At 45.0% G+C, this 26,667-nt stretch carries 28 protein-coding genes and 1 tRNA gene; 15 read left to right on the plus strand and 14 right to left on the minus strand.

The window, feature by feature from the left end:
* Nucleotides 1–4 precede the first annotated feature (4 nt).
* From rplM to Q384_RS11835, 4 genes are all read left to right on the plus strand, one after another.
* Nucleotides 5–433 carry a 50S ribosomal protein L13 gene (gene rplM / locus Q384_RS11820; RefSeq protein ID WP_037588478.1) on the plus strand — a complete coding sequence of 143 codons (429 nt, stop codon included), beginning with the start codon at nt 5–7 and terminating at the stop codon, nt 431–433.
* 10 nt (nt 434–443) lie between these two features.
* Nucleotides 444–836, plus strand: coding sequence for a 30S ribosomal protein S9 (rpsI, locus tag Q384_RS11825; protein WP_037588480.1), 393 nt, complete (start codon nt 444–446; stop codon nt 834–836).
* A gap of 308 nt (nt 837–1,144) precedes the next feature.
* Nucleotides 1,145–1,729 (plus strand): tetratricopeptide repeat protein, encoded by a 585-nt coding sequence (locus tag Q384_RS11830; protein WP_051940996.1) that lies wholly within the window; start codon nt 1,145–1,147, stop codon nt 1,727–1,729.
* A gap of 90 nt (nt 1,730–1,819) precedes the next feature.
* A complete protein-coding gene (locus Q384_RS11835; RefSeq protein WP_037588482.1) occupies nt 1,820–2,758 on the plus strand; it encodes a BapA/Bap/LapF family prefix-like domain-containing protein in 939 nt (312 codons plus the stop codon).
* 303 nt (nt 2,759–3,061) lie between these two features.
* On the opposite strand, the gene Q384_RS11840 is transcribed toward Q384_RS11835, so the two are convergent.
* The 4 genes from Q384_RS11840 to eno all read right to left on the minus strand — a co-directional run bounded on the left by Q384_RS11840 (nt 3,062) and on the right by eno (nt 8,210).
* Nucleotides 3,062–4,552: an alanine/glycine:cation symporter family protein gene (locus Q384_RS11840; protein WP_037588484.1), complete on the minus strand. Its 1,491-nt coding sequence runs from the start codon at nt 4,550–4,552 to the stop codon at nt 3,062–3,064.
* Between the two features lie 1,007 nt (nt 4,553–5,559).
* Nucleotides 5,560–5,835, minus strand: coding sequence for a septum formation initiator family protein (locus Q384_RS11845; RefSeq protein WP_037588486.1), 276 nt, complete (start codon nt 5,833–5,835; stop codon nt 5,560–5,562).
* Between the two features lie 189 nt (nt 5,836–6,024).
* Nucleotides 6,025–6,831 carry a hypothetical protein gene (locus Q384_RS11855; protein WP_156956576.1) on the minus strand — a complete coding sequence of 269 codons (807 nt, stop codon included), beginning with the start codon at nt 6,829–6,831 and terminating at the stop codon, nt 6,025–6,027.
* A 95-nt stretch (nt 6,832–6,926) separates the two neighbouring features.
* Nucleotides 6,927–8,210 (minus strand): phosphopyruvate hydratase, encoded by a 1,284-nt coding sequence (gene eno, locus Q384_RS11860; protein ID WP_037588491.1) that lies wholly within the window; start codon nt 8,208–8,210, stop codon nt 6,927–6,929.
* Between eno and Q384_RS13560 the strand changes: the two genes are divergently transcribed.
* From Q384_RS13560 to Q384_RS11895, 7 genes are all read left to right on the plus strand, one after another.
* Entirely contained in the window at nt 8,209–8,406 is a 198-nt protein-coding gene (locus tag Q384_RS13560; RefSeq protein ID WP_156956577.1) for a hypothetical protein, read from the plus strand. The two genes, eno and Q384_RS13560, sit on opposite strands and share 2 nt — an antisense overlap.
* A gap of 266 nt (nt 8,407–8,672) precedes the next feature.
* Nucleotides 8,673–9,437 carry a class I SAM-dependent methyltransferase gene (locus tag Q384_RS11870; RefSeq protein WP_037588497.1) on the plus strand — a complete coding sequence of 255 codons (765 nt, stop codon included), beginning with the start codon at nt 8,673–8,675 and terminating at the stop codon, nt 9,435–9,437.
* A gap of 141 nt (nt 9,438–9,578) precedes the next feature.
* A complete protein-coding gene (locus Q384_RS11875; RefSeq protein WP_037588553.1) occupies nt 9,579–10,109 on the plus strand; it encodes a P-loop nucleotide/nucleoside kinase family protein in 531 nt (176 codons plus the stop codon).
* Nucleotides 10,110–10,186: 77 nt separating this feature from the next.
* Nucleotides 10,187–10,384, plus strand: coding sequence for a hypothetical protein (locus tag Q384_RS11880; protein ID WP_156956578.1), 198 nt, complete (start codon nt 10,187–10,189; stop codon nt 10,382–10,384).
* 116 nt (nt 10,385–10,500) lie between these two features.
* Nucleotides 10,501–11,262, plus strand: coding sequence for a triose-phosphate isomerase (gene tpiA / locus Q384_RS11885; RefSeq protein WP_156956581.1), 762 nt, complete (start codon nt 10,501–10,503; stop codon nt 11,260–11,262).
* Between the two features lie 8 nt (nt 11,263–11,270).
* Nucleotides 11,271–11,603, plus strand: a complete 333-nt coding sequence (secG, locus tag Q384_RS11890; protein WP_037588503.1) for a preprotein translocase subunit SecG — start codon at nt 11,271–11,273, stop codon at nt 11,601–11,603.
* Between the two features lie 20 nt (nt 11,604–11,623).
* Nucleotides 11,624–11,709, plus strand: a tRNA-Leu gene (locus tag Q384_RS11895).
* 258 nt (nt 11,710–11,967) lie between these two features.
* On the opposite strand, the gene Q384_RS11900 is transcribed toward Q384_RS11895, so the two are convergent.
* The 5 genes from Q384_RS11900 to Q384_RS11915 form a co-directional block, all read right to left on the minus strand.
* Entirely contained in the window at nt 11,968–12,594 is a 627-nt protein-coding gene (locus Q384_RS11900; RefSeq protein ID WP_037588505.1) for a glutathione S-transferase family protein, read from the minus strand.
* Between the two features lie 168 nt (nt 12,595–12,762).
* The gene (locus tag Q384_RS11905; protein ID WP_051940999.1) at nt 12,763–13,953 is read right to left on the minus strand and encodes a YbfB/YjiJ family MFS transporter; all 1,191 of its coding nucleotides are present in this window, start codon (nt 13,951–13,953) and stop codon (nt 12,763–12,765) included.
* Complete coding sequence (locus Q384_RS11910) at nt 13,950–15,188, minus strand: FAD/NAD(P)-binding protein (protein ID WP_156956579.1); 1,239 nt, start codon at nt 15,186–15,188, stop codon at nt 13,950–13,952. The genes Q384_RS11905 and Q384_RS11910 overlap by 4 nt, the downstream gene beginning before the upstream one ends.
* A gap of 212 nt (nt 15,189–15,400) precedes the next feature.
* A complete protein-coding gene (locus Q384_RS12790; protein WP_051941005.1) occupies nt 15,401–15,763 on the minus strand; it encodes an FAD/NAD(P)-binding protein in 363 nt (120 codons plus the stop codon).
* 810 nt (nt 15,764–16,573) lie between these two features.
* On the minus strand, nt 16,574–16,894 hold the full coding sequence (locus tag Q384_RS11915) for a hypothetical protein (RefSeq protein WP_037588506.1): 321 nt from the start codon (nt 16,892–16,894) through the stop codon (nt 16,574–16,576).
* A 50-nt stretch (nt 16,895–16,944) separates the two neighbouring features.
* On the opposite strand from Q384_RS11915, the gene Q384_RS11920 reads away from it, so the two are divergent.
* Nucleotides 16,945–17,145 carry a hypothetical protein gene (locus Q384_RS11920; protein WP_156956580.1) on the plus strand — a complete coding sequence of 67 codons (201 nt, stop codon included), beginning with the start codon at nt 16,945–16,947 and terminating at the stop codon, nt 17,143–17,145.
* Nucleotides 17,146–17,183: 38 nt separating this feature from the next.
* Here Q384_RS11920 and Q384_RS11925 read toward each other — a convergent pair whose 3' ends face one another.
* The 4 genes from Q384_RS11925 to Q384_RS14445 form a co-directional block, all read right to left on the minus strand.
* A complete protein-coding gene (locus Q384_RS11925) occupies nt 17,184–17,618 on the minus strand; it encodes a surface-adhesin E family protein (RefSeq protein WP_037588513.1) in 435 nt (144 codons plus the stop codon).
* Nucleotides 17,619–17,639: 21 nt separating this feature from the next.
* The gene (gene luxS / locus Q384_RS11930) at nt 17,640–18,143 is read right to left on the minus strand and encodes an S-ribosylhomocysteine lyase (RefSeq protein WP_037588516.1); all 504 of its coding nucleotides are present in this window, start codon (nt 18,141–18,143) and stop codon (nt 17,640–17,642) included.
* Between the two features lie 343 nt (nt 18,144–18,486).
* Entirely contained in the window at nt 18,487–22,422 is a 3,936-nt protein-coding gene (purL, locus tag Q384_RS11935; RefSeq protein WP_037588519.1) for a phosphoribosylformylglycinamidine synthase, read from the minus strand.
* A gap of 175 nt (nt 22,423–22,597) precedes the next feature.
* Nucleotides 22,598–22,732 carry a hypothetical protein gene (locus tag Q384_RS14445; protein ID WP_281174547.1) on the minus strand — a complete coding sequence of 45 codons (135 nt, stop codon included), beginning with the start codon at nt 22,730–22,732 and terminating at the stop codon, nt 22,598–22,600.
* Nucleotides 22,733–22,764: 32 nt separating this feature from the next.
* Here Q384_RS14445 and ilvB point away from each other — a divergent pair, with 32 nt between their 5' ends.
* The 3 genes from ilvB (at nt 22,765) to Q384_RS11950 (ending at nt 26,106) form a co-directional block, all read left to right on the plus strand.
* Nucleotides 22,765–24,549, plus strand: coding sequence for a biosynthetic-type acetolactate synthase large subunit (gene ilvB / locus Q384_RS11940; protein WP_037588521.1), 1,785 nt, complete (start codon nt 22,765–22,767; stop codon nt 24,547–24,549).
* Nucleotides 24,546–25,043, plus strand: a complete 498-nt coding sequence (gene ilvN, locus Q384_RS11945; protein WP_084224490.1) for an acetolactate synthase small subunit — start codon at nt 24,546–24,548, stop codon at nt 25,041–25,043. Before ilvB ends, ilvN begins: the two co-directional genes overlap by 4 nt.
* A 115-nt stretch (nt 25,044–25,158) precedes the next feature.
* Nucleotides 25,159–26,106 carry a LysR substrate-binding domain-containing protein gene (locus tag Q384_RS11950; RefSeq protein WP_037588523.1) on the plus strand — a complete coding sequence of 316 codons (948 nt, stop codon included), beginning with the start codon at nt 25,159–25,161 and terminating at the stop codon, nt 26,104–26,106.
* Nucleotides 26,107–26,367: 261 nt separating this feature from the next.
* Here Q384_RS11950 and Q384_RS11955 read toward each other — a convergent pair.
* Nucleotides 26,368–26,667, minus strand: a 300-nt coding sequence (locus Q384_RS11955; RefSeq protein WP_037588525.1) for an ISAs1 family transposase, incomplete at its 5' end; no start/stop codon positions are given.

The raw sequence follows: 26,667 nt of genomic DNA on the forward strand, positions 1-26,667 counted from the left end.
TTCCATGAAAACCTTTTCAGCGAAACCGCACGAGGTGAAGCGTGATTGGTATGTGGTTGATGCCCAAGACAAAGTCTTGGGACGTTTGGCTGCCGAAATCGCACGTCGCCTACGCGGTAAACACAAACCGGAATACACGCCGCACGTGGATACCGGCGACTACATTATTGTGGTCAATGCCGATAAATTGCGTGTAACCGGTGCCAAAGAAACCGATAAAATCTACTACCGCCACTCAGGTTATGCCGGCGGCATTTACCAACGCACGTTCTCTGAAATGCAGCAGCAATTTCCCGGCCGTGCCTTGGAAAAAGCCGTTAAAGGCATGTTGCCGAAAGGTCCGCTGGGCTATGCCATGATCAAAAAATTAAAAGTGTATGCCGGCGGTGAACACGGTCATGCGGCGCAGCAACCCAAAGTATTGGACATTTAAGGACAGGCACATGAACGGTAAATATTATTACGGCACAGGCCGCCGCAAAAGCTCTGTTGCCCGCGTTTTTCTGCAAAAAGGCAGTGGTCAAATCATTGTAAACGGTCGTCCGCTTGATGAATTTTTCGGCCGCGAAACCGGACGCATGGTGGTCCGTCAGCCTTTGGCGCTGACTGATAATTTAGAAGCATTTGATATTAAAGTGAATGTTATCGGCGGCGGTGAAACCGGACAATCCGGTGCGATTCGTCATGGCATTACCCGCGCTTTGATTGACTACGATGCTGCTTTGAAACCCACATTATCTGCGGCTGGTTTGGTTACTCGTGATGCACGTGAAGTAGAGCGTAAAAAATTCGGCTTGCGCAAAGCCCGCCGTGCCAAACAGTTTTCCAAACGTTAATTTGGACGAATTTGTGTTTCGGCTGTTGGGTTTTTCAGACAGCTTGTTAATATCAGGGGTTGCTCCGTTTATCCGGAACAACCCCTGATATTTTTAGTATTTTTATTTGACATTGTTGTTATAATGCACACATTGTTCTTATGTGAACAGATATTGATTTTTTACTGTTTTAAGATTGAAAATAACTTAAATTTTCGGTATTGTGAATAGTTGTGATACTGTGATAAAAAATCCGATATTTCAATGTGCTGTCGGTTAAATATTACTATAAAATTAACCATTCTGAATTTTGAAGAAAAGGAAAGAAAATGCATTACTTGCGTTTGGGCTTGGCATTGTGTTCAGTGTCTGTATCTTTCTGTTTTGCCGCACCGGTGCCGACTGCACAAAACTTGACGGCAGAGCAGCAGCAGAAAATTGAAGACAGTCTTAGCCAAGGTGATGAAGCGGCGGCGCATCAAGAGTTGGTTCGGCTGGCAGAAGAAGGTAACGCGCAGGCGCAAAGTTTTTTGGGTGCGTGGTATTTTACCCAAGGTCAACAAGATACGCGTTCGTATCGTGAGGCATTTAAATGGTTTTCACGTGCCGCAAAACAAGGCTATGGAGAAGCGCAATACCGATTAGGTGAAATGTATTTCTACGATTACGGTATTGGTAAACAAAGTGATCGCCAAGCTGCTAAATGGTGGCTGGCTTCAGCGGAAGGCTGTGATGTTACCCCCAGTTTGGACTGTGTGAAAGCACGCAATAATCTGGGTATGTTGTATGCACATGGGATAGGTGTCAAAAAAAATCAGGATGATGCTAAGTTCTGGCTGACTAAAGTGGCAGAGCAACATCACGATCCGCTGTTGCGGGCAATTGCACTGGAAAACTTATTGCGTATTATGTAAGACGCATCTGTTTTTTCAGTTTAACTAACTTTAATTTAACTGAATCAACCTTAAGTTGATAATTCCCAGTTTAAGACAGGAGAAACACAAATGGCGGTTATTAAAATCATTCCCAAAACCAACCCGGCTGCGGTACAAGAAATTAAAGGCAACAGCGCGGCATTGAGCGAAGAAGCCATTGTACAGTTGGGTGTTGGTGCCAATACGGTTGTAGAAGTGAAGCAAGAAGAAGATAAGTTGGTTGTGGTGTTGAGTAACGGCGAAGTGATTACTGTCAGTCATTTCTTTGATCCGGCTTGCGTTGCCCCCAATGCAGAAAAACAAGCCAATACGCAAGTTGCCGCCGATGTGCATGATACTTCAGGCAACCAATTGCTGATTGAAGACGGGCAAGAGAATTTAATTTGGGCAAAAACACATTTTGACAATGGCTGCCTTGCACCGGTGGAATACTATGCTATTGAAAGCACTGAGCCTTTATTGAATCCGAATGTTGACAATGCTTCTTCCTCCTTTCTTGCGGGTACAACATGGCTGATTCCGCTTTTGGCTTACGGCAGCGTGGCAGCCATTGCCGCAGTTGGTATCAATGCCGATGATGACAATACCACAGCTTCTGCGCCGTCCATTCCCGCCCAAAACCAACCGGCACAGTCGTTGATCGGTACTGCTCCTGATGAAGAGCAAACAAGCAATGATGCTTCCGCGCATGATATGGCAGGCGGTGCAAAAACCCTTGAATTCAGCTTGCTTGATGCCAATCAAACCGCACAAGAAGCTGTGAATTTTCATGTCGGTGCAGTGGGCGCGGACAAAGAGGCAGATACTATTGATTTGAGTCAGCTGCTGGAAAGCAATACCACTGTTGATGATTTGCTTGGTCTGGTGAGTGTGAGCCACAGCGGTAATGATACGGTTGTCAGCGTGGATACAAACGGTAATGGTCAGTACGATACCCAAGTGGTTACTTTGCGCGATGTCAGTACCGATTTGGATACTTTGTTGGCAAATCATCAGCTGATCGTGTGATTTAACTAAAATTCAGCTGAAAGCATCCAAGAAGTTGGATATTATCCGGCTTCTTGGGTGTTTTTGTGTGTTGAGTACTATTGATGTAATGATTAAGATTATTGCGTGCTGATGCAGCGATAGCTGAGTAAGTAAAAAAATCATCATTTCGGCATGAGTTTTAATATTTAAGATAATGTTTTTAAATGGTTCATGAATACCATCACTTTGGTACAGTGAAAAATAACGTTATTCAGCCATATAAAATGCCGACCGCAATGGTCGGCATTTCACTTAAACACGCTATGATTGAAAGAGAAACGATTATTTGTTTTTCAAACGGTCTTCCCAAAACGTGGCGTTTTTAATGCCCAGTTTTTTCGGGTCGAAAGTGAATTGAGACACACCGGCTTTTTGTTGTGCTTCATAGTCTCTTAAGGCTTTGATGGTGGGTTTGCCGATAAAGAAGACAATCAGAATACCCACAATATTCAGCCAAGCCATCAAGCCAACCCCAATATCACCGATTGCCCAGATATAGCCTGCGCTGTTGATTGAACCATAAGCCACAGCAATCATGATGATGACTTTAATCCAAAACAAAGCACTTTCACTGCGCAAGGTACGGGTAAGGTATGCCACATTGGTTTCGGCGATGTAGTAATACGCCAAAATAGTCGTGAATGCGAAAAAGAACACCGCAATTGCCACAAACACATTACCAAACGAACCGAATACGCTGGAAACCGCCATTTGTGTGAATGCAGGACCATTGATAACGGTATCGGCAGCCACATTTTGAACCAAGAATTGTCCGGCTTCCAAAGTGCCTTGAATATTGTATTGGCCGGTAATCAAAATCATAAACGCCGTGGCAGAACACACAAACAAAGTGTCCACATACACGGAGAATGCTTGAACCAATCCTTGTTGTGCCGGATGCGCCACTTCCGCGGCAGCGGCAGCATGAGGACCTGTGCCTTGACCGGCTTCATTGGAATAAACACCGCGTTTTACCCCCCAGCCAATCGCCGCGCCGAAGCCGGCCTGTGCCGTAAACGCATCGCCGAAAATCATGCCCACCAGAGTGGGTACTTGCTCAATGTTAATGAATACGATCAGCAAAGCCATGATGATGTAGCCCAATGCCATAAACGGTACGGCAACTTCGGCTACTTTGGCAATACGCTTAATGCCGCCGAAAATAATCAAGCCCAAAATCACCAGAATCACGCCAGTACCGACCAAACGGTTTGTACCGATGCTGCCGAATGACGTATTAACCAAATCACCCTCGCCAAACACCATGGCAACCGCATTGACCACGCCATTGGCTTGAACACCCGGTAAAAATAAGCCGCAAGCCACAATCGCAGCCAATGCAAACACCACGCCGTAGGCTTTAGAACCCAGAAATTTCTCCAAGTAATAGGCGGGGCCACCACGGTATTGTCCGCGATCGCTTTCTTTATAAATTTGCGCTAAGGTTGATTCCACATAAGCGGTGCTTGCGCCTAAAAAAGCGACCATCCACATCCAGAAAACCGCACCCGGACCGCCAAAACCGATGGCAGCGGCGACACCGGCAATATTGCCCATGCCCACGCGGCCAGACAATGCGACTGACAATGCCTGAAATGAACTGATGCCTTCCTCAGAGGATTGGCGGTGAAACAGCAAACGCAGCATTTCCTTAAAATGGCGCACTTGGACAAAGCGTGTGAGTATTGAGAAAAACAACCCTGCGCCCAGACACAAATACACCAACACAGGACTCCAGATCCAAGCATTTAAGATGTTAACTAAGTTTTCCATGTGATGCCTTTCAATGAAAAATAAAAGTTAAAAAGAAGGAGGAAAAGTGCAATTTATTAATAAATATTAAGATGTAAGTTATTTTATTAAAATTTGTATTTTAAATGTACTTTGCCATAAACTGGCGTAAAAATCTAGCCTTAATTTTAAGAAAAGCAAATAATTAACATTGCACCTGCAAGAAAATGTCCGAATTGTATGTGTCATCGCCAACAAACATAAGGTTGCATCGATTTTTATCTTTTGGTAAGAACAAACAAATTGCCGAATATTCCATTGAGCTGCTGTATTGGGGTATTTATTGGGCGGTGCTTGTGGTAATCAAGTATCGGTTTTCACCTAAAAATCCATGCAAATGACCAAGAACGGTTGAAATATTTTACACAGCTTCTTATTTTTCAGGCAGCCTGAAAAAATAATGGCGATTCAGTAACAAAAAGAATGATTTATTTTTATATTGTTGATTTTAAAAGAATAATAAATTACCTGTTTTTTAGGCAATCAACTTAAAACGCTTTATTTATTAGGGTTTGCGTTTGCTTCAAACAGTTTACCCACAAACTTATCCACAGGAAATGTGTATTATTCATAAAAATGTCATAAAAACAATGGAGCAGTAATTTTTATGGCTGCTCTGAAGAACTGCCGCCGCTGAAGTACCCAATACCACACAAATGTGCCTGCGAGCACTCATGAGATAATTTTTGGTTACAATTTAGCAGAGTCATTGTGTCAGCGCATCAATTTCTTGTTATGATCAGATCGGTTGCCGCCATGTTATGCCGTTGAGCGGCAGCAGTGAATCGCGAATAATGCTGGTATGTAATGGGTAAGCAGGTAAAGCTGAATAGGCGCGGGCGATGGCGGCCGTTTTGCGAAATCCCAAGCCTCTGATTTCGTATTTTATCGCCCGCAAGCGTACTGCCCAAGCAGACTTGCCGATACACGGCTTATTTTTCAGGCGGCCCCTTTAGGCGCAAGTACATGATTCAGGCTGCCTGAACAGCTTACTTGAGCTCAACAAGACGATAAAATACTTCACCCTCTTGGATATAACCAAAATCCATGCGGGCCATTTCAGAAAGGGCATCATTGCCGTCTTTTAAGTCGGCAATATTGGCAGCCAAAGCCTGATTGCGGGCTTCCAATTTCAAATTAACAGCCTCTTGTTTTGCAATTTCCTTTTTACGCATTTCCAGTAGGTTGTATCCGTTTTCAGAAAACCATAAATTGTATTGCAAACTCAGCAATAAAATGCTCAACACCCAAGTTACCCATTTCATGTGATTAAATCCATATTTATGAAACTGTTTTTGGCGGCGCAAAATGATGTTTGAAGTATTGCCGAGTGAACGGCAGAAAAAATAAGTATTGCTGCCGACTTGATTCGCAGCCGCATTTGCTCCTTGTTGCGGATAAAACTCATGGGTATGGTACGCGAACCTGCAATAAGGGTGAACATCATCAAGCCATTATTCACTTTTTTGTGCTGCCGCAGCCGCTGCTGCCGGTTTTTCAGGCTCGGCGTAGCTGTGCGCGAGTTGCCTGCGGCGGGCGGTTAATAAAATATCTGCACATTTTTCCGCATATTGCTGCGATACTTCATGCACGGCTTTGTAGTTGTCGGCTTCCCATTCTGCCAGCGGTTTAACGGCATTGCTTTGCTGGCAATTAAATACAAAACGACCATTTAAATCTTCGTTGTTCTTTTCAAAAGAGATTTCACTGACCAATTGATATTCATTTTTACTGTCTTGGGTGAATTTATCATAAACAAGATAGAGCTGCTTGCCGGCAATTAAAAACGGAAAATATTCTTTATCGGCTTTACCGCCATATTGCTCAAACAAATAATTTTTAATGGGCGTATAAATGGTGTTTAAAGATTGATTATCGACGCCGTCAAGTGCATCACCATATAAATCATATTTAGTATTGCTTTGGTGGCTATAGCCGGAGGGTGCCAAAATGCTCAATACAAAGGCGGCGGCTTTCAGTGCGTTGCCTTGAACGGCGTGAGAACGATGGGTGATGCGGACATATCGGGCATCGTCTTTCGGCTTTTCTTGACTGCCTTGTTTCAATCCCGCCACCACGCGCAGCTGTCCTTTATCGCCCCATGTTTTTGTTTCATCTTGCACAATGTCGTAGTTATTTTGAATTTGGTACGCTTGGTATTTTAGTTGCTGCTCACGTGTCGGCGGCGGTGATTTTGTTGCGGTGCTGGCGCAGGCGGTTAAAATCAATAATATAGAGGATAAAAGCAGATATTTTTTCATGGTGCTGTCTTTATTTATGATTGATTCAGATAATGTTATTAAGCGGAGCGGCAATGGCATACCGCCCCGAAAACAAAGAATAAATCAGCGGCTAATCACCCAATCTGATAAAACGCTTGTTTACCCGGATAGTATGCCGCTTCACCCAATTCTTCCTCAATGCGCAGCAGTTGATTGTATTTTGCCATGCGGTCAGAGCGGGAAAGCGAACCGGTTTTGATTTGCATACAGTTGGTGGCGACTGCCAAGTCCGCAATGGTGCTGTCTTCGGTTTCGCCGGAGCGGTGGCTCATCACGCTGGTATAGCGGTTGCGCTTCGCCAAATCCACCGCTTTTAAGGTTTCACTTAACGTACCGATTTGGTTTACTTTCACCAACAGCGCATTTGCCAAACCTTGTTCGATGCCTTTTGCCAAAATGGTGGGATTGGTAACAAATAAATCATCACCCACCAATTGCACTTTGCCGCCCAAACGGTCAGTTAATAACTTCCAGCCGTCCCAATCGTGTTCGCTCATGCCGTCTTCAATGGAAATAATCGGATACTCATCGGCAAGTTTTGCCAAATAATCGGCAAATTCGGCACTGCTTAACGCCAAACCTTCCGCACTTAAATGATATTTACCATCGCGGTAAAACTCGCTGGATGCACAATCCAATGCCAACACCACATCATCACCCGCCGTGTAGCCGGCAGCATCAATCGCTTCTAAAATCAGTTTAATGGCTTCTTCATGGCTGTTTAAATTCGGTGCGAAACCGCCTTCATCGCCCACGGTGGTTGAATAGCCTTTGGCATCGCACAATTTTTTCAAGTGGTGAAATATTTCAGCACCGCAGCGCAAGGCTTCGCGAAATGATTTTGCGCCCACAGGCATAATCATAAATTCTTGAATGTCTAAGCTGTTGTTGGCGTGTGCACCGCCGTTGATGACGTTCATCATCGGTACAGGCATCGCCATCGGACCGGCACCGCCGATATAGCGGTACAAAGGTAATCCCGCATCTTCCGCCGCCGCACGTGCCGCCGCCATAGAAACCGCCAGCATGGCATTTGCACCCAAACGGCCTTTGTTTTCCGTGCCGTCTAAATCAATCATGGTTTGGTCAATATAGCTTTGTTCACTGGCATCAATACCAATTAAGGCTTGAGCAATCTCATTATTGATGTGTTCCACCGCTTGCAAAACACCTTTGCCCAAATAACGGGAAGAATCACCGTCGCGCAATTCCAAGGCTTCTTTCTCGCCGGTGGACGCGCCGGAGGGCACAGCCGCCCGCCCCATGACGCCGGATTCCAGCAACACGTCGCATTCAACGGTGGGATTACCGCGCGAATCCAAAATTTCACGCGCAAAAATATCAATAATGGCACTCATGCCCAACTCCTTCAATTCAATCAATGGATATGGTCTGCCGTTTGTTTCAGGCAGCCTGAAAAACAGAATGCCGAATTATAATGCTTTCGGCTGCCTGAAACGAAAAGTTTCTTACTTTCTCATTCTTTACCTTGCCGCCTTTAAACTTGATCATAAAGGGAAAGGTGTCGTGCGGCGTGTGGTTTGGGCGCGGTGAAGACTGTTCCCAAACGCCGAATGACGCCTGCTTAAAGGCTGAAGGCTCATGTTTTGGTGCGGCAAAAAACGATGAGCAATTTGTGTATTTCAGCCGATAATGCAGCGATGTATTTTCAGTTACAATGTGCTGATTATTTATCAATTGTTGTCTGCTTGAATGCAGGGTGCAGCACACGGATAGCATACTTCCACTTGCGGGCGCACCAAGAAAGGGCGGCTTTTTTCGCTCATGTGTCATGCCGCTTTAACCTTAAGGAATGGGACATGGAAGATAGGGTACAAGCGCTTGATTTTGCTTTAATCAATGAGTATTTTGTAGAAATGGAACGACAAGGACCCGGTAGCTCTGAATCCACTATTAAAGCATTAAGTTTTATCGGTAATCTTTCAAATGAATCAAAAATTGCCGATTTGGGTTGCGGTACAGGCTGTCAAACAATGGTTTTGGCAAAAAATATTAAAGGAACAATAACCGCCCTTGATCTTTTTCCCGGCTCAATTGAAAAACTCAATGCAACGGCCAGCAAAATGGGTTTGCAAGATAGGGTAAAAGGCATTGTCGGGTCAATGGATAATTTACCGTTTCAGAGTGATGAATTTGATCTGATATGGTCTGAAGGGGCTATTGCCAATATCGGTTTTGAAAAAGGATTGAATCACTGGAAGGGCTTCCTGAAAAAAGGCGGATTTTTTGCCGTAACATATGAATTATGGTTTACCGATGAACGCCCCGCTGAAATTGAGAAGTGGTGGTTGGGCGCAGTTCCTGAAATGAACACAATAGGGCATAATATTTCCATTATGCAAAAAGCAGGTTATATTCCCGTTGCCTCATTTACGCTGCCTGAAAATTGTTGGATAGACAATTATTTTATTCCGCAAAAAGCAAGGCAGGAAGAATTCTTAAAAAAATATGCAGAAAATAAAACCGTTGAAGATATGATTGCATTTATGAGGCGTGAGGCAGATTTGTATTCAAAATATAAACAGTATTATGGATATGTATTTTATATTGGACAAAAAATATAATATAAAATGATATATGCTGCTGCTTCGTATAATATATGTTATATAGAATACAGGCTGAATTGGTTTGAATATATGTAAATAATGATTATAAATAGGTTTTATTTTTTATGAAATAACATAAGGTTATTTATGGAAGACATAATGGAAAATAAAAAGCCTGTTTTATATATTTTCTCAGGATTGCCCGGTAGCGGTAAATCCACATTGGCAAAAAACATCTCAAATGTATTAAAAGCGGTTTACTTAAGAATTGATACGATTGAACAAGGTCTTGTGGATTTGTGTAATTTTAAGGTGCAGGGAGAAGGCTATCGGCTGGCACATAGAATCATTGAGGATAATTTAAAAATAGGAAATAGTGTTGTTTCAGATCAATGTAACCCGTGGGATTTAACCCGCCATGAATTTAATAATATTGCAATAGACAATAATTGCAAATATATAAATATTGAAATTATATGTTCAAATAAAATTGAATATAAAAATAGAATTGAAAAAAGAAAATTAAATACATGGGAAGATGTAATAAAAAGAGAAAATGATCCAAATTATTATTTATATTATAAGCCTTGGGAAGAAGAGCATATAATAATAGATACGGCAAATAAAACAATAGAGAAATGTACAAAAGAGCTGTTGGAAAAAATAAATAATGAATTAAATAAAATATAGCAAAATATAAGTTTCCGCATAATATAGCCAACCTCGTTGGCATGGTTTGGAGATTCAATTTTTTTGAATTACTTGTTATGGTTGCAATATCTATTTTCGGAATCCAAAGCCCTGTTGTTCTTGCAACGATTGTCGGTGTATTGATTGAAATTTCGATAATGCACATTCCGGTAAAAGTAGCCAATAATACAAAAAAATGGTTTAAAATAATTAAAGTAACAGCACACAGCGGGATTGCGGGATTGTATGTGCTTTGGGTGCAGCAGCATTTTTGAGCTTACGCCCTTTGTGCGGTTTTTCTTTGCCGTACTTTTGCACTTACCGAAAACCCACGGTTTTCTTTATCGCAGCCGCAAAAACGTTAAGTAGAATGTCATTGTGAGGCAGAATGATGCAGCAGAAAAAATGGATATTGGGTAATTGGAAGATGAATGGGCGGCTGGCGCAAAACGCTGATGTGTTGAGCGGATTACTGAAGCAGCCAATCGCTTCGGAAAATGTGTTTGTCGGCATTGCCGTGCCGTCGGTTTACATCGGCGCGGCGGCAGCGCAAGTTTCAGGCAGCCGATGTGTTATCGGCGCGCAAGACGTCAGCCGATTTGCCGCAGACGGTGCATACACAGGAGAAATCAATGCCGCCATGCTTCAAGATGCGGGTGTGCAGTTTGTGTTAATCGGTCATTCCGAACGGCGGCAGTATTTTGGCGAAAACAATGCAATATTAACCGAAAAATGGCAAAACAGCTTAAATGCCGATTTAGTGCCGGTGTTGTGTGTGGGTGAAACTTTGGTCGAGCGTGAGGCAGGGCTGGCTGAAAGCGTGGTGGCAGAACAATTGTCAATACTGGACGGCAGGGAATTGAGCCATGTCGTTGCGGCGTATGAACCGGTGTGGGCGATTGGTACAGGCAAAGTGGCAAACCATGAACAAATCGGTGCGATGCACGCGTTCATTCATGAACGAATCTTGTCTTTGTGCGGAAACAATGTTAAAATCCGCACCCTTTACGGTGGCAGTGTTAATGAAAGCAATGCCGCCGATATTTTGACTGTGCCGCATGTGGACGGGGCATTGGTTGGCGGTGCATCTTTAAAAGCAGACAGCTTCGCCGCCATTATCCAAGCCGCCGCGAAAATTGAAGCCCAAAACTAAAGCAGACTATGGAAGCCTTTAAAACCCTTATTTGGATTATGAATATTTTTTCCGCGCTGGCGGTTGTGGTGTTGGTATTGCTGCAACAAGGCAAAGGCGCGGACGCAGGCGCGGCATTTGGTTCGGGCAGTGCGCAAGGGGTTTTCGGCGCGGCGGGTAATGCCAATTTCTTGAGCCGCAGCACCGCGCTTGCCGCTACTGTATTTTTTGCCACTTGTTTGGGTTTGGGTTTTATTGCCACAAACGCAGGTAAGAGCAATCTGGATTTCAGCACTGTGCAACAAACCGCACCGGCGCAAACTCAGCCGGCAGAAGCCTCCAAGCCGATTATTCCGGAATAAATACCTCACAGAATTTTCTTGCCGACATGGTGAAATTGGTAGACACGCTATCTTGAGGGGGTAGTGACCGCAGGTCGTGCGAGTTCAAGTCTCGCTGTCGGCACCAAATACATAAAAAAGACATGCTTCGGCATGTTTTTTTATGCCTAAAACAGTCTAATATTTTAAATCAATTATTTGATTATCAATAACTAATCTAAAATTCCTTGCCCTTTTTTCTTCGCTTCATTTGTTTTAAAGTCATCTAATCAAAACGCATTACTTATTTCATGGGGGGTATATTTGAGGCTGCCTGTAAAATTGCCCAAAAAATATGCCCCCAACTGAAACCAGTTGAGGGCGCAATATTTCTCCTCTAATCCGCTCACCAATCTCCATACCGCGGTTGTTTTGCCAATGTTGCCAAACTGATTTGTTGTAATACCGCCGTAAACGGTGTTTCCCGCAAAAAGGATCGAATATAAGGGTATTCATTCAAGGACAGAATATCAGCGTGGCGCAGCTGCAGGTAATCCAGTGCCACCTGCAAATACAACACCGCTAAATCCGCTGTTTGATAACGGGCAGGCTGTTCGGCTAAGTCTTGCTCCAATTGTTTCACCGCTTGCTGCAAGGTTTGCTTGCCTTTACGCGCCCATGCTGATTCTGCCATGTCAAAGCGCGGCAATACGGCGGTGCGAAAAGCGATTTCCATCAGGGTTTTGGCAAAGCCCAAAACGGCAACGTTTTCAGGTAGCCTGAAATCGGTGTCGCACAATGATTCGCCCTTGCCGCTTTCAATCAAGTAGCGGCAAATACACAGGCTTTCACTGATGCTGCTGCCATTATCAATCGTCAATACAGGAATGGTGACAAACGGGGTAACCTCAATCAGTTCGGGAGATTCTTGCCATGGATCAGTCCACACCAATTCCAGTTGGTGGTTACTCAGTATCGCAGCGGCAAGGACTGCTCGGGAAAAGGGGGAAGTGGCGTTTAAATACAGCTTCATGATTTGCTCCTTTGTGGTTGTTTTATTGTATCGGGGGGAGACGCACAATTGTGCGTCTCTTGTATGATTGGATTACCTATTAAATTGCTTCCCAAACAGGTGTGGATATTCTGATAAACCTTTTAACCAAGCATTTCATTTAATTAATACAGTATCTGCCGAAGCATTTCAGGCAGCCTGTTCAGTCAATGCCCTCGGTGGTTTGGTGAACCAAATACAACCCACCGATAATGCCAACACCACACTGCCGACCACAAACAACGGGAAATAAGACGGTATGATTGGGGCGTAATACGCCATGATGTAGCTGGCAACGCCCTGCGACAGGGCAAATGCGCTGGTCATCAAGCCCCATGCACGGCTGTGCAGGCTCACGCCGACACATTCGAGGGTGTAAATTGAAATCAGGGTAACAGTGCCGGGGGTGAATATTCCCACCAACAGCGAGGACAGCAATAAAGACGGTGCGGTGGTGCTGAGCAGGGGCAAGGCAACACCGAAGCATTTTAAGGCAAACGCCACCAACAGGGATTTACGCACGCCGATGCTATCACCCAGTTGTCCGGTGATGATGGGGCCTATCGCTGCGCCCACGCCGAACACTGCCCAGTAAAACCCGCCCACACTCATGCTTTTGTCCAATTCGCGCACCACAAAATCCACCCAAAACATGGTGTGCGGTAAATAGCCGATGGCGTTGAACACATAGGCGGCAAGGGTTAGCACCAACACTTTTTTCTGTGCGCTTGACAAATCAGTATAGGTTTTACTGCCCGTGTCCTGTGCTGTTGTCAGCGGCTCCGACCATACCGTCCATGTCAGCGCGGTTGCCAACAAAGTAATCATACCCATGCCCACCCACGCGGTTTCGACGGTGTGCAGCAGCAACAAGGGAATCAGTGTTCCTGACAACATTGCCCCCAGCCCGATACCGGAAAACACCACGCCGCTCACCCTTGCCTTGATTTTGGCTTGATGCAGACGCACGATAAACGGCGGTGCCAACACCATCAACATCGCCCCGCTGATGCCTGCTACCAGCCGCCAGCTGTAAAACCACGCCAGCGGCATACCGTGTATCGAGCACGCCAAATAACTGATGCCACTTGCCAACATCGCTATCCGAATCGCGTTGCCCACCGCCAGATAGCGAGTGAGCCAGTTGGATGCAGGTGCGCCGAAAATATAACCAATCAGGGTTGCCGATCCCAGCAAAGACGCATCGCTTTTGCTGAACCAACCTGCCTGAATCAAGGCGGGCATTAAGGCAATGTAGGCAAAGCGGCCAATACCGTTGCCGATTAGGGTTGCTGCAAAACCGGCAAGGCTGAAACGATTGAAAAAAGTGGTTTGGGTCATATTGCGTTCTCCTCCGGCTCAGTGTGTTTTTTTAAAACCTCTATCAAGCTGCTTACTGCTTTTTCGGCATCAATAATGGCAGTTGAATTGACACCCGGCCGCGGCATAATGAACGTATAAAACTTACTGCCTTCTGTTGGTAATCCGATTGCCCATAAATTTGCATGAACTGCTCCTGAATGATTTAACACTTGCATATTCTCGGAAACCGCAATACCACCGGAAAAATATTCTCCATTACGGCATAAATAAGCATATCCTTTGGACAGAATATTACGCCATAAAGGTGTTGCCGTTTCTTCAGTCAATACTGTATTTATTTTTGCTTGTATCAGGACATCGCACCTAACCTGATATTCTGCCCACAAATTTGATTGAATGATGACGGAGTGCATATTTTTGTTTAATTGACATTGCGCATTTGGGCCAAAATCGATTTTCAGAACACCGCTGTTTATTAAAGCCAGCATTTCTTCAATTCGTTTTTTTGGAGGGCCTACTGCAATTCTATTCATAATGGGTACAAAAATTGTATTTAACCATCGATGCGAATTTTCTGTTAATCCTGAAAAGTCAACAGCCTGGCGAATGATATCACGTAAATCACGCAATACATCACTTGCCGCTTTAATGGGACTATCTGCATTACCTTTTCCTGCTTCTGCCAAATCTTCCATACAATAGCAATGCAGCCAGTCTGAAAAATTTTCTTGACTTATCAAAACTTCCGGCGGAATGGGGTTACATAATTTATGCCAAGAAAATTGATCTTTTTTAGGAATATTTTTATTAATCAATGATATTTTTTCTTCTTTATCTGCATGACAGTAATGATTACAAAATATGGAAGCTGCAATAAACCCTTCTTTAGCGCGAACATATGCTTCATAATAAACATATTCCATTTCATGGATTAACAATGGTAATATTTGTTTTTCAAAGTCAATTTTACCTTGCCGCCGTAGTTTTTTAACCGTTTCAAGCGTTAAAAATTTAGCTTGGTATTGCCCTGATGCTCCTTTTTGATTACGCGCTCTTGCAGATAAAGGTAAGCCTGATCGAGAAAATGCAATTATTATCGGCTCTTGTCCGGATGGAATATAAACTAATTTATTATCAATATCGGAACGAAAAAATTTTCCTCCTCTGCCCTCTGTTAAAGCAGATAATACATCAAAAGTTGTTAAACCCATTCCTTGAATGGCAACACGCATTTTATTATTAATATGAGACAATTTTTCGGAAATAGGATATGGATTATCAATAATAAGTAAATTATTTTGATTACCAATTGTATTTTGTGCGTGTCCTGTGGCTAAAAACAGATAATCAACATGGTATCTCTGGTTATCTTTGTCTTCCAGCGACCAGTAATCATCAATTTTTTCTATATCATTGATTTCTATTCTGATGTATTGAATAGAAAGATTATGATGAGAAAAATTAATCAGATACTTAAATACTCACCCAAAAGCTGCCTTGAATAATAAGCATCTGAATCAACAGGACTTAAATCAGGTATAGATAATGATTTATCACATAGCCATTGATAAAATGTTGGCCCTTCTATCATGTTTTCTATATTTTTAACGGATCGGTCAGCAAACATAGTAATTTGCCCCGCAATGGTATTAGCTAACAAATAATCAGGTTGCTTAATATTATGGCAGCCTGAACCGGGTAAACAAGGTTCAAAGATTAATAAATTAACTTTGGTATTCAATTCGCTGTTCACGGCTGAAATAATTCTTTCCAATAAATTTAACCCCCTGGGTCCCATGCCTACGATACCAATGGTTGTAATATCCATTCAATTTCTCCTCATTTGTTAACTGCTTTTTTTAAGAACAACAAACAAAATCATGTTATCAATTGATTCATAGACTTAACAAATTCTGTAAATTTAAATATGAATTCATTTTAATTTTATATTTTGTGTATTTATAAATCAATTGTGGAAGAATAAAAAACAGCAAACTATTGGTTTTATTTGAAAAATTCTATTAAGTTCCGTCATTAAGTAAAATATAATAATATTATTAAATTGTATTATCAAAGTAATATTATTTAATGTTATTAAACTCTGTGTAATTACACTGCTTTAAAACTTATAAAAAGATAAAAAACGTCTTGATATAGCTATACTATTATTATTTTCAAAATAAGCAAACACAGCCTATTCAGCAGATTTCAGACAATTAGCCGTAATTTTTCCGGCAAGTCGTTTTGAAAAATTTAATGGTTTAGCTATAAGATTTATCAAGGCGGTTGGATTTTTGCTTGTGTGAAACTTAAGGCAGGCTTGCCGCCAATGCACCGTTTCGGAAGCCGTGCGATAACACTCGCTGCTTACTTTGTCTCGCTTGGCGTTTGTGCGGTGATCGCAGGGCATCAAGAGGCATAAATTTGTCGCCAAAACCGCGCCTTTTTCTGCTCACGCCGCTTCTTCCACGTTTTTATCCTCAAGATTTTTACCGTTGAGTTCAATTGGCTGTTTTTAATTTCCACCGAAATATGGTGAAACAGTAAAAAAGGGTTGCGATTGGCAGAAAAAAACAGCCTATTTTCAAGACTGTTTTTTCAATGCGGCGGCAAGCAAATATTGCTGAAAAATCGTGTATCAGCGAACGTGTACCGCCCGCCAAGCGTTGTCTAAACGTTCACCCGCTGATTGTAATAGGCTTTCGGCTTGCTGGCGTTCAACATCAGCTTGATTTAACTCGTTTTGTAAACGCGATACTTCGGCTTGTGCTTGCGTTAAACGGGTTTGTGCCGAATTTAAATTTTCCTGCAAAGTTAAGGTTTTGCTTTGTATATTGGTTTGTGCTTGTAAAGCGGTTTGGTAGGCTTTTTGTGCACTCAGCAATTCTACATCGGTGGTGCTTTCTGCCATCACAGCTGTTGCCGCACACAGAAGCATCAGTAATACGCTTTTTTTCATTTGTGTTTCCTTATTGTTTTTGGTTGCATTTTGGACAGTGTTTAAAAAATATGCGGTGCGGTTTCTTCGGCATTACAAATAATCTGCTATTGCCGCGATTGGGTGTGCTGCATCAATACACCCAAGCGGTAAACAGTGTGTTTTTATACCTCGTTTGCAATAATGATACTTTATGCGTTTCAGACAGCCTGCCAATGCAGCGGCTTTATTTTAAAAGCATTATTGGTTTTGATGCTGCGGCAGATGAATAATGTGGTCAAGATTTTAAAAGCACACGCCGCTGTGCCTGTTATTTACACAATAGTTGCTGTTGTTTTTCGGCAACGGTATCGCGGGCAATCGGCATTGGACGCAAATCATTACTGCCGTAGCGGTATTCACCCACAGACACGCCGCGGTTGTTTAATAATGTAAGCGCGGTGAGGCGATAGGTTTTGCGGTTGCAGTCCATTTCCCAAGTGCCAATGGCGGTTTTATAAATGGGTGTTTGGGTGTAACTTTGTTTTTCTACGTCGGTAACGGTTTTTTTATCGCGGTAGTAAACGATGCCTTTTTGACGGCGAATGCTGTTTTTATCAATGGCAAATTGAATATTGCCGTCGCCGGAAAGACCAACGTGCTGCCATTGTTCGGCAGAACCGGTTGGCGGATTTATTGCGCATGCGCTCAATAATAAAATAATACCGGATAAAAAACAGGTAAAGTGAGTGTGTAAACGATTCATGCTTTTCCTTTCAGGCAGCCTTTATGGCAGCAAGGTTAAATCCAATGCCAAATCTTGATTGCGGTTCACACCGATTGTTTGTGCCAATACGCGGCGGGCAATGTCTTGCGCTTCTTCAAGTGAGTGCATTTGATAAGTGCCGCATTGGTATTCGTTTAATTCGGGGATTTGGCTTTGTTCTTTAACTGCCAACACGTCATTCATGGCGGCTGCCCAGCTTTGCGCCACTTGTTCTTCGCTTGGCGTGCCAATCAGACTCATATAAAAGCCGGTGCGGCAGCCCATCGGTGAAATATCAATGATTTCTGCATTGCTGCCGTTAAGGCGGTCGCGCATAAAGCCGGCAAATAAATGCTCCAGCGTGTGTATGCCTTTTTCCGGCAAAATATCGTGGTTGGGCGCGCAAAAGCGCAGGTCAAACACGGTTATGGTATCGCCCTTAGGCGTGGTCATGGTTTTGGCAATGCGCACGGCAGGGGCGTGCATACGGGTGTGATCTACAGTGAAACTATCGAGAAGCGGCATGGGGTATCCTTATCTTGAAGTAATAAGCGGTTATTTTAGGGGAAATCATGCGGTAAGGCTGTGTTTTGTGTTCCGATTTTTAACTGCGGATTGGCAAACAAGTTGCCGCGTCATGGCAGCGGCATGACCGCAGAATTTATTTTTCAGGCTGCCTGAAAAATTTAAATCTGTAAATCATCACCGCCGTTATGGTGAGGAACGGCGGTGCGGCAGCTGAATTGCTTACGCTGTGCTGTCTTTAATAACGAACACAATACAGCATTGGCTTTGTTTAAAGACATAGATACTTTCCCGCGCTTATGTGTTCAGGCAGCCATAAAAAGCACAGCGTTTGGGTACGCATTTACCCCAAAACTTTTCTGGCATTCGCAAACAAGCGATACCAGCCTGATAATTCGCCGTCCCATTGAGGTGGTTTCCAGCTCATTTGCTGTGTCAGATAAACGCGTTCAGGGTGTGGCATCATAATGGTTACGCGCCCGTCGTTGTTGGTAACACCGGCAATACCGTTAATCGAACCGTTGGGATTGAGCGGGTAGTCATGAGTGATTTTTCCTTCACCGTCAATATATTGCAGGGTAACGCCTAAGGCTGTCGGGGTTTTGTTGAAAGCCAAATGAGTAAAATCAGCACGGCCTTCACCGTGGCTGACAACAACGGGTAATTGGCTGCCTGCCATGTCTGCCAAAATCAGCGAGGGCGAAGCGGGAATGCTGACCATGCTCAAACGTGCCTCAAACTGTTCGGAAATATTGCGTTTAAACAGCGGCCAGTTGGCAGTGCCGGGAATAATTTCTGTTAATAAGCTCACCATTTGGCAGCCGTTGCACACACCCAAGGTGAGGGTATCGGGGCGGGCAAAAAATTGAGCAAACATATCGCGTAGCTGGTTATTAAATAAAATGCTTTTTGCCCAGCCGGCACCTGCACCCAACACATCGCCGTAGCTGAATCCGCCGCAGGCGGCGAGCATTTGGAAGTCTGCCAAATCGGCGCGGTTTGCCATTAAATCGCTCATGTGAACATCGTAAGCATCAAAACCGGCGCGGGTGAATGCCGCCGCCATTTCCACTTGTCCGTTAACGCCTTGTTCGCGCAACACCGCGATTTTGGGTTTTGCACCGCCGATAAACGGAGCGGCAATGTCTTGATTGATGTCAAATGAAAGCGAAGCAAATAAGGCACTGCGTTTATCGTCTGCCAATAAACTGTATTCGCTGTCGGCGCATTTTGGGTTATCGCGCAGTTTTTGAATGTGGTAGCCGGTTTGACTCCACGCTTTTTGTAAATCCAAACGGGTTTCGTTGAGCAACATGGTGTTGCCGTTATTAATCAGCAATCGTTCAACGTGATTGGTTTTGCCCAATGTGTGCAAAGCATCAGCCAAGCCCGCATCGGCAAAGGCTGCCTGAACAGCGGGTAAATCGGCTTCATTCACTTGCAGCACCGCACCCAATTCTTCATTGAATAAGGCACGGATAACGGCATCGTGCAGTTTGATGTTGTCGGAATGAATGTAGATTTTTTCAATTACTGAAGTAATGTCAATGCTCACGCCCAAACGGGAAGCGAACAGCATTTCGGCAAGTGTTGCCAGCAAGCCGCCGTCGCTTCTGTCGTGATACGCCAAGACTTTGCCGCTTGCCGATAAATCTTGCATCACACGGAAAAAAGCAGCCAAATGTGCCGGCTCGTTCACATCAGGGGCGGTGCCGGTGAGTTGTTTCCACACTTGCCCCAATACGCTGCCGCCCATGCGCGCACGTCCGAAACCCAAATCCACCAGCAGCAACACGCTGTCGGCAATGTTTTGTAATTCGGGGGTAATGCTTAAACGCACATCAGACACAGGCGCAAAGGCAGTAATGACAAGCGATAAAGGCGAGATCACGGCTTTTTCTTCGCCGCCGTCTTGCCACACCGTTTTCATCGACAAAGAATCTTTGCCTACCGGAATACTCAAATGCAGGGTCTGACACAATTGCGATACCGCTTCCACGGCACGATACAGTTTTTCGTCTTCACCCGCCGTACCGCATGCCGCCATCCAGTTGGCAGACAATTTAATCTTGCCGATGTCGCCAATGGGTACTGCGGCGATATTGGTAATCGCTTCACCAATTGCCATGCGTGCGGATGCGGGTGCGGAAAAGAGCGCAAGCGGGGCTTTTTCACCCATGCTCATTGCTTCGCCGCGGTGGGTATCAAAGCCCATCAGCGTGATTGCTGCATCGGCAACAGGGGTTTGAAAACGGCCAACCATTTGGTCGCGGTGGGTTAAGCCACCGACACTTCTGTCGCCGATGGTAATCAAAAATTGTTTACTCGCTACCGTGGGCAAGCGCAGTACCCGATAAACGCTTTTATGCAAATCGATTTTATCGGCATCAAACGGGATTTCAGGCAGCCGCTCGGCGTTATCCGTGCGCGTGGTTTTGGGCGGCTTGCCCAGCAATACATTTAAAGGCAAATCCACGGGATCTTTGCCGAATAAATCATCGCGCACATGCAGATGTCCGTCGTCGGTTGCCACGCCGATAACGGCAAACGGGCAGCGTTCACGTTCACAAATGGCTTGAAATACGGGCAAATCTTCGGGTAAAACCGACAGCACATAACGCTCTTGTGCTTCGTTGCACCAAATTTGCAAAGGATTCATGCCGTGTTCTTCCAGCGGTACATTGCGCAATTGAAACACCGCGCCGCGTCCGGCATCGTTTACCAATTCCGGAAAGGCATTGGACAAACCACCTGCGCCCACGTCATGAATAGAAACAATTGGGTTTTCCGCACCCAATTGCCAGCAACGGTCAATAACTTCTTGCGCCCGCCGTTCAATTTCAGGGTTGCCGCGCTGTACGGAATCAAAATCCAAATCCGCATTGTTTACACCGGTTGTCATGCTTGAAGCCGCGCCGCCGCCCAAGCCGATAAGCAAACCCGGTCCGCCCAGCTGAATCAGCAGCGCGCCCTCGGGAATAATGTCTTTATGGGTTTGGGCTGCCTGAATATTGCCCAAACCGCCTGCGATCATAATCGGCTTATGATAGCCGCGCCGCTGTCCGTGGAATTGCTCTTCAAAGGTACGGAAATAACCCAGCAAATTGGGGCGGCCAAACTCATTATTAAACGCCGCGCCGCCAATCGGTCCTTCAATCATAATGTCTAAAGCACTGCTGATGCGCTCGGGTTTGCCGTATTGTGCTTGTGCGGCGGAATAGTGTTCCCAAGGCTGTATGGCATCGGGCAGGTTTAAATTGGATACGCTGAATCCGGTTAAGCCCGCTTTGGGACGTGCACCTTTGCCTGTAGCGCCCTCATCGCGAATTTCACCGCCCGCACCCGTTGCCGCACCCGCAAATGGAGCGATTGCGGTGGGGTGATTGTGGGTTTCCACTTTCATAATGATGTGGGTGTCTTCATCACTGAAGCGGTAGGCTTGGTCTGCGTCGGCATGCGGATAAAAACGGGCAATGCGTGCGCCCTCAATGACAGAAGCATTGTCTTTGTAGGCGACAATGGTGCCGTCGGGGTGGGCATTGTGGGTGTCGCGTATCATGCTGAACAATGATTTCGGTTGTTTTTCACCGTTCAGCACAAAATCGGCATTAAAAATTTTGTGGCGGCAATGCTCGGAATTGGCTTGCGCAAACATCATCAATTCCGCATCGCCGGGGTTGCGCTGCAATGAGCGGTAGTTTTCCAGTAAGTAATCAATTTCGTCATCGGACAACGCCAAACCCATGTTTTGATTGGCATGTACCAAGGCTTCGCGCCCGCCGTTTAATACATCAATTTCAGCATGGGTTTGCGCATTCGGGTGTTGAAATAAAGCGGCGGCATCGCTGATGTGCGGCAAGACGCTTTCAGTCATGCGGTCGTGCAGCAATGCTGCCCATGCTGCGCGGTCTTTATCGTTCAGGCTGCCTGAAAGCATGATTAACATGCCGCGCTCAATGCGTTCAATTTCACGCAAGCCGCAGTTGTGTGCAATGTCGGTGGCTTTTGATGCCCACGGTGAAATAGTGCCGATGCGCGGAACAATTAAAAATTGGCTGCCTGAACGCGGTTCATCGGCACTTGGTTCGGCTGCCAATAAACGGGTTAAACGGCTTAGTTCTTGCTCGCTCAGCGCACGGGCGGCGGCAACGAAATACCAAAATTGACTGCTGACTTCAATATCGGCAGGCAAACCCAGCAAAGACGCACGGTGGCGCAATTTTTTCAGGCGGAAATCAGACAAAGCGGATTGACCGCGCAAAGAGAATAAGACAGACATGATGTGTGCGGCAACGCATTTAAAGTTAGATTAAGCGGATTATTTTACACGATAAAGATGGCTTATTCGATACGCAGAAATCAGTACACAACAAACTATAAAAATATTCAATGCGCTTTGGTGATAATGGCTTGCACAAATAATGCGGTTGCGATATTGTTTCGTTTCGCTTTATTCAATTGACAAACCCAAGGCAGCTACTCCAACTATTGGGTGCTGTGCCGTTGGTTGCCACGATGTGTGTCTGCGCGTACCCGAAATCGCTGTAACACACATCAGCCCACAAAGCATAGGCAAGACGGCAGTGCATCAGTTGGGCTACCTGACACAACAGAGGTTCATATGCAACTTTCCGGCGCACAGATTTTGGTGCAAAGTCTTAAAGCCGAAGGCGTGGAATACGTATTCGGCTACCCCGGCGGCGCAGTTCTTGAGATTTACGACGCCATTTTCCAGTTAAATAAATTCCGCCACATATTGGTTCGCCACGAACAAGCGGCGGTTCATGCTGCCGATGCGTATTCGCGGGCAAGCAATGGTGAAAAAATCGGCGTGGCATTGGTAACCAGCGGCCCGGGTGCCACCAACGCCATTACCGGCATTGCCACCGCTTATTCGGATTCGATTCCGCTGGTGGTGATTTCAGGGCAAGTCGGCACACCCGCGATCGGTTCGGACGCTTTCCAAGAAGTCGATATGGTGGGCATCACCCGCCCATGCGTGAAACACAATTTTTTGGTAACCAGCGTCCATAAACTGGCTGAAACGGTGAAAAAAGCCTTTCAAATTGCCAAAAGCGGCCGCCCCGGTCCGGTGGTGATTGATGTTCCCAAAGATGTAACCCAAGCGATGGCAAAATTCAGCTATCCGCAGGAAGATATTTTTATTCGTTCTTATCAGCCGGTTACGCATGGACACACAGGGCAAATCAAAAAAGCGGTGCAGGTTTTGGCAGCGGCGAAACGGCCGGTGGTCTATTTCGGCGGCGGCGTGATCCTGAGCAATGCTTCTCCTGAACTGACGGAATTGGTGCAGCTCATCGGCGCGCCTTGTGTCGGCACGTTAATGGGCTTGGGTGCATATCCCTCATCACAGCGTCAATTTTTGGGCATGGTGGGCATGCACGGCAGTTATGAAGCCAATTTAACCATGCAAAATGCCGATGTGGTGCTGGCAGTGGGCGCACGTTTTGACGACCGCGTGATTTCCGTGCCGGGTAAATTTGCCGACAACCAGAAAAAAATCATTCACATCGATATTGACCCTTCCAGCATTGCCAAGCGCGTGAAAGTTGATGTGCCGATTGTCGGCGATGTAAAAAATGTGCTGAATGATGTTTTGGCGTTGTGGAAAAAACAGTCTTTAGTGTTAAACAGTGCCGCATTGGAAAAATGGTGGCAAAGCATCGAATCATGGCGCGCGCGCGATTGCCGTTGGTTTGAACCGTCGAACGACGTGATTAAGCCGCAGTTTGTGGTGCAAACCTTGGCGCGGCTCACCCAAAACAACGCCATCGTTACATCAGACGTGGGACAGCATCAGATGTTTGCCGCCCAATATTATCCGTTTGAACGCCCGCGCCAATGGCTCAATTCCGGCGGTTTGGGCACGATGGGCGTGGGCTTGCCTTATGCGATGGGCGCAAAGCTGGCTTGCCCGAATGAAGACGTGTTCTGCATCACCGGCGAAGGCTCTATTCAAATGAATATTCAAGAGCTTTCAACGTGTTATCAATATCGTTTGCCCGTAAAACTTGTGAATTTAAACAACGGCTATTTGGGCATGGTGCGCCAATGGCAGGAATTTTATTACGCCGATCGTTATTCCGAATCGTATATGGATTCATTGCCTGATTTTGTTAAACTGGCTGAAGCCTACGGGCATGTTGGTATGCGCATTGATAAACCCGCTGATGTGGAAGGTGCGCTGAAAGAAGCCATTGCCCTCAAAGACCGTTTGGTATTTATGGATTTCATCATCGACCGCAAACAGAATGTATTTCCAATGGTGGGCAACGGCAAAGGGTTGGACGAAATGGTGCTGCCGCCGCACATGCGCGAAACCGCTGCCGACAGCGACGTGAATGATGTCCACAACCGCCATTACGACACACGGAGCGTGCCATGAATCAAAGACACATCTTATCCATTTTAATGGAAAATGAATCGGGTGCCATGAGCCGTATTGTTGGGTTATTTTCGGCGCGCGACTACAATATTGATTCCCTTTCGGTTGCGCCCACAGAAGACACAACCTTATCGCGCATGACTTTGGTTACCCACGGCGACGAAGCGATTTTGGAACAAATCACCAAACAATTAAACAAATTGATTGAAGTGATTAAAGTCAATGTGTTGGACGACAATCGTTTTGTTGAGCGTGAATTGATGCTGGTGAAAGTGCGCGCCGTCGGCAAAGACCGCGACGAAGTATTGCGGCTGGCAGAAATTTTCCGTGCCCACGTGGTTGATGTTACCGATAAAAGCTATACCGTAGAAGTAACCGGAACGTCAGAAAAAATTGATGCGTTCCTTGAAACTTTGGGCAAAAGCATCATTCTTGAAACCGTGCGTACCGGTGCCGCAGGCATTGGGCGCGGCGAGAGAATGTTGCGGATTTAAACATTGTTTTGCAATGTTGGAAAAGGCTGCCTGAAAGTGATTTTATGTGCTTTCAGGCAGCCTTTTATTGTGAATTTAACACCGTTTCCTCAAAAATAAATGAATTGAGTGTGCAATGAAATTGCAGCAATTGCGTTACGCGCTTGCCGTTTATCGGCAGAATTTAAATGTTTCCGATGCCGCTGATGTGCTTTTTACTTCACAGCCCGGCGTATCCAAGCAAATTCGGCTGTTGGAAGAAGAATTGGGCGTACCGATTTTTGTGCGGCACGGCAAGCGCATCGCTTCGGTTACCGAGCCGGGAAAAATATTGTTGGACACAGCGGCGCAAATTTTACGCAATGTGGACAGAATGAAACACATCAGCGCAGAATTTGCCGATCAAACCGCAGGCAAACTCACCATTGCCGCCTTGCCTGCCATCGCAAGCATTGGCTTAATACAAACGATTACAGAATTTTTGAATCAATATCAATCGGTTGAATTGATTGTTTTAACGGCAAACGAATCCGTCTTAAATCAAATGGTTTTAGACAGCGAAGTGGATTTTGCCATTGGCATGAAACCCACTTCCGCGTATCCCGAATTATGCCGCCTCCGCTGCCCGAATTTGGATTATGAATACCGCCTGATTGCACCTTTAGACAGCACATGCCCCAATCCGCCGAGTTTAAAAGACATTAGCCAATATTCATTGATTGCGGATTCATTCGCCTTTTGTGATGGTTCACCCATTAAACAAGCTTTTGAGCAAGCGCATCTGCCATTACCGCGAACGGCTTTAACCAGCGATGACTCAAATATGATTAAAAATTGTGTTAAACAAGGCTTTGGTTTGGGCTTATTGCCCGCAGCAGCTTTATTTAACAACGATGAAAAAGAATTAATGTATTTGGATACAAAGCATTTATTCGCTTCCGCATTTCCCCATGTGATACTGCGCAAAGACAACTACCTGCGCGGCTTTGTGTATGCGTTTTTATTACTGCTTGATTCTTCATTCACCCGAGAACGGATTGACGAGGCTTTATACACCGCTGTTGTGGAAGATTTCTCTATTTAATACAACAGATTGCGTTTAAAAATATTGCTTCGGTTTTCCCCTTGCAATTTCAGGCAGCCTGAAGTAAGCCTAAGGTTTGCCATTGGTGAGGCAAGGTACAAAGTAATCATGGCAATCACAGCCAAACCATTTCAATAAAGCCCATGCGAGCACTCGAACGCATGGAGTTTATTGAAACAAGACTTTGATTTACCTGTATTTGTATGGTTGTAACAAAAATACAACAATGCAAGAAAAATACCAGACCAACAGCATTTACTTTTACCCGCACCCTGCCAATAATATGGTTATCAAAGCCTCCGGATTTAACGCAGCTTTAAGTCTTTTCTTTTTACTGCTTAATCGCTTCTGTTTGAAATCAGCTTTCTGCACCAGTGATAAAGCTGTTTTTCTCAATATATTCATATTGATGGGAGAATTATCCTTACGGGCGCAAGCACGGTCTTCTCCGTAAATCACGTCCAATCGCCAATGTAAATGATTTTCCACCGACCAATGCTGACGAACCGAATAAGCAAATTTATCTATATCCTTCAAAGAAGTAATAAAATATCGCCATTC

This window comes from Stenoxybacter acetivorans DSM 19021, from assembly GCF_000745895.1.
Taxonomy (GTDB): Bacteria; Pseudomonadota; Gammaproteobacteria; order Burkholderiales; family Neisseriaceae; genus Stenoxybacter; species Stenoxybacter acetivorans.